The sequence below is a fragment of the Streptomyces sp. NPDC058240 genome, assembly GCF_042882135.1.
Classification (GTDB): domain Bacteria; phylum Actinomycetota; class Actinomycetes; order Streptomycetales; family Streptomycetaceae; genus Streptomyces.
Genome location: NZ_JBHVWT010000016.1, coordinates 68,009 through 71,724, shown reverse-complemented (window position 1 = coordinate 71,724; position 3,716 = coordinate 68,009). Strand labels below are relative to the sequence as shown.

Genomic DNA, 3,716 nt, shown 5'->3' with positions numbered 1-3,716 from the left:
TGGGGACCTCCTCCTTTACCGCGTAACCGCCGAACCTTTCGGGGAGGGTATTGGACCCGCCCCGACAGATCAGGGGGGGCGGGGGGCCTTTGGGGGGGTCCCCCGGCCCTCTCTATGCCGTCGCGGACCCGGTCGGGCGTGATGCGGCCCCCGGCCCCGCATCGCGCCCGACCGCTCAGGCCGTCGGGCCGTCCGTGCCCCTGACGATGAGTTCCGCCGCCGCGAGGCCGCAGACGCGGGCCGCGCCGTGGGTGGCGATGTGCAGGGCACCCCTGGGCGCCGCCTGCGGTACGCCCATCTCGACCACGACCGTGTCGGGGCGCTGTGCCACCAGGGCGTCGAGCGCCTCGCCCATCCAGGCGTGGCGGTGGACGTCGCGGACCACCACGACGATGCGCCGCTCCCCCGCCGCCCGCAGCACGGCCGCGACGGGCGCCTCGGTCTCGCTGCTGTACGTGTCGGTACCGGTGCCCGGCAGCAGCCGGGCCAGCTCCGCGGCGACACCCCACGGGGTCTCGTCGCCGACGGCGATGTTCGACGCGGAGGTGAAGGCGGCGACGTGCGCGGGCTCGGTCAGCGGTCCGGCGGAGCCGGTCGCCCGCACTGCCCGGCGGGCGGCGACCAGGCCGATGTCGGAGCCGATTCCGGTGCCGGACGCGGTCCCCTCCTGCGTTGCCGCACCCGGCCCCGAACCGGACCTCTTGGCCCCCTGTGTCCAGGACGCGAGGGCGCGTACCCGTGCGGCCGCGTCCGCGAGCCGCTCCTCGGCGAGTTCACCGCTGTGCACCGCCCGGACCAGCGCGTCGCGCAGCCGGAGCACCGTGCCGTCGTCCTCCAGGCCGCCACCGACGCACAGCGCGTCGGCCCCGGCGGCGATCGCGAGGACGGAGCCGCGCTCGATGCCGTACGTCGCGGCGATGGCCTGCATCTCCACGGCGTCGGTGACGATCAGGCCGTCGTAGCCCAGCTCCTCGCGCAGCAGACCGGTGAGGATCTGCGGGCTCACCGTGGCGGGGCGGTCCGGGTCGAGCGCGGGCAGCAGGATGTGCGCGCTCATCACGCACTTGGAGCCCGCCGCGATGGCCGCCCGGAAGGGCACCAGCTCACGGGCGTGCAGGGTCTCCAGGTCCACGTCGATGCGCGGCATCGCGTGGTGCGAGTCGATCGCGGTGTCGCCGTGCCCCGGGAAGTGCTTGGTGCAGGCGGCGACCCCGGCGGCCTGGAGGCCCTCGATGTACGCGGCGGTGTGCCGGGCCACGAGCTGGGTGTCGGCGCCGAAGGACCGTACGCCGATGATCGGGTTGCCCGGGTTGGAGTTGACGTCCGCGGACGGCGCCCAGTTGAGGTTGACGCCGCACTTGGCGAGCCGGCGGCCGAGCTCCTGGGCTACCGCGCGGGTCAGGGCGAGGTCGTCGACGTGTCCGAGGGCGAGGTTGCCCGGGAACGAGGAACCGGTGCGCACCTCCAGGCGGGTGACGTCACCGCCCTCCTCGTCGATCGCGACGAGGAGGTCGTCGCGCTCGGCACTGAGCTGGGCGGTGAGCGCGGCCACCTGCTCGGCCGTCCGGATGTTGCGGCCGAACAGGGCGACGGAGGCGAGGCCTTCGTCGACCCGGCGCAGCACCCAGTCCGGGGCGGTGGTGCCGGTGAATCCGGGCTGCAGGACGGCGAGCGCGTCGCGGGTGACGGTGTCCGTGGCTGATATCAGGGTGGTCATGGGCGCGTTATCCCTTCACGGCACCGTCGGTGAGGCCGCTGACGGCCTTGCGCTGCAGGAAGACGAACAGGATGAGGATCGGGACGGCGAAGATCGAGGCCGCCGCCATGGTGGCGCCCCAGTCGTCACCGAACTGGCTCTGGAACTGGGAGAGCCAGAGCGGGAGCGTCTTGGCCTCGGGGTCCTTGTTGAGGATCAGGACCAGCGGGAATTCGTTCCACGCGGTGATGAAGCCGAAGAGCGAGGTGGCCATCAGGCCGGGGGCGAGCAGCGGCAGGATCACCTTGACGAACGCCTGCGGGCGGGTACAGCCGTCGACCATGGCGGACTCCTCCAGTTCCTTGGGCACCGCGGCAACGTAGCCGCGCAGCGTGAGGATCGTGAAGGGGAGCACCATCACCATGTAGAAGAGCGTCAGCGGGACCAGGCTGTTGAGCATGTCCGCGTCGCGGACCAGCATGTAGATCGCGATGACCATGACTTCCCACGGCGCCATCTGCGCGATCATGAAGACCAGGATCATGCCCTTGCGGCCCTTGAACCGCATCCGGGCCAGCGCGAACGACGCGAAGAGCGCGATGATCAGCGAGAAGGCCACGGCGAGCAGCGTGACGGTGAGCGAATTCCTGACCAGGGTCAGGAAGTTCGGTGCGTGGTACGCCGTCTTGAAGTGCTCGAACGTGACATCGGTCGGGAACCAGACCGGCGTCTCGGTGATGATGTCGCCGGTCGGTTTGAACGCCGTACTGAACATCCAGTAGACGGGGAAGACCAGGGCGGCGAAGAGGACGATCGCCGTCGCGTTGGGCCAGATGCGGCCGAACAGTGAGCGCTTCACAGCTCGTCCTCCTCTTGCTTGAGAACGATGCGGAGGTAGTAGGAGGTCAGCCCCAGCATGATCAGGATGGTCAGCAGCGAGATCGCCGCGCCCATTCCGTAGTGCTGGTTGCCGACACCCTCGACGAAGGCGTAGATCGGCAGGGTCTCGGTGAGGCGGTTGGGGCCGCCCTCACTGATGGTGAAGATCTGCGGGAACGCCTTGAAGACCCAGATGACTTCGAGGAACGTCGTGGCGTAGAGGAAGGGCCGCAGGAACGGGAACGTCACCGAGGTGAAGCTCTTCCAGACGCCGGCGCCGTCGAGCGAGGCCGCTTCGTACAGCTCCTTGGCGATCGTCGTGGTCGCCGCGTACAGGTTGATCGCCACGAACGGGATGGACTGCCAGACGATCATCAGCGTGACCACGAAGAAGGTGGAGAACTGCGATCCGGTCCAGTTGTAGTCGGCCATCGAGTGCCAGCCCAGCTGGTCCAGCACGTAGTTGACCACGCCGAAGCGCGAGGCGAACAGCCACTGGAACACGGTGGACGCGGCCACGATCGGCATCGCCCAGGCGAGCACCAGGCCGACCATCAGGGTGAGCCGCATCTTCTTGCCGAGGCGGGCGAGCAGCAGTCCGACCAGGGTGCCGAGGACCATGATCAGGACGACGTTGACGCCGGTGAACACGATCGTGCGGAGCGTGACTTTCCAGAAGTCCTCACCGGTGAGGATCTCCTGGTAGTTCTTGAAGCCGTTCCACTCGGTGACATGCTGGATCAGCTGTCCCATATTGAGGTTCTGGAACGACAGCATGGCGTTCTTCACCAGGGGGTACCCGAGGAGGAGCGCCGTCACCGCGAGTGCGGGAATCATCAACAGGTACGGCGCCGCGCCGATACCCGGCTTCCGCTTGTTTCCCCCGTGCTGCCCGACGGGTGGTTTCCCGTCCTGCCCGCGGACTGCGGCCGTCTTGGCCACATCCGAGGGATCGGTCTGCACTGCCATGCTCGCCATCTCTTCCAACAAAGCCCTACACGGAACGGTGCGTACAGCCGGGGGGGGGGGGGGGGGCCCGCCCCCCCCGCGCGGGGCGAGCTCGCGAATCCTTCTGTTTGCTTGGGTGTTTTTTTGGCCCTCCCTCTACCTGCTTTGCGGCTTTTGCTGCCAGTCTCCCCTT

At 68.8% G+C, this 3,716-nt stretch carries 3 protein-coding genes; all 3 read right to left on the bottom strand.

The window, feature by feature from the left end; translation table 11 throughout:
* Window positions 1–175 precede the first annotated feature (175 nt).
* Genes ACFVX4_RS24100 through ACFVX4_RS24090 form a run of 3 tightly spaced genes read right to left on the bottom strand, consistent with a single transcriptional unit; the run spans window position 176 to window position 3,544 of the window.
* Window positions 176–1,717 (bottom strand): glycoside hydrolase family 3 protein, encoded by a 1,542-nt coding sequence (locus tag ACFVX4_RS24100; protein WP_389980695.1) that lies wholly within the window; start codon window positions 1,715–1,717, stop codon window positions 176–178.
* A gap of 7 nt (window positions 1,718–1,724) precedes the next feature.
* Window positions 1,725–2,555 (bottom strand): carbohydrate ABC transporter permease, encoded by an 831-nt coding sequence (locus tag ACFVX4_RS24095; RefSeq protein WP_389980693.1) that lies wholly within the window; start codon window positions 2,553–2,555, stop codon window positions 1,725–1,727.
* Window positions 2,552–3,544, bottom strand: a complete 993-nt coding sequence (locus ACFVX4_RS24090; RefSeq protein ID WP_389980691.1) for a carbohydrate ABC transporter permease — start codon at window positions 3,542–3,544, stop codon at window positions 2,552–2,554. The genes ACFVX4_RS24095 and ACFVX4_RS24090 overlap by 4 nt, the downstream gene beginning before the upstream one ends.
* Window positions 3,545–3,716 lie beyond the last annotated feature (172 nt).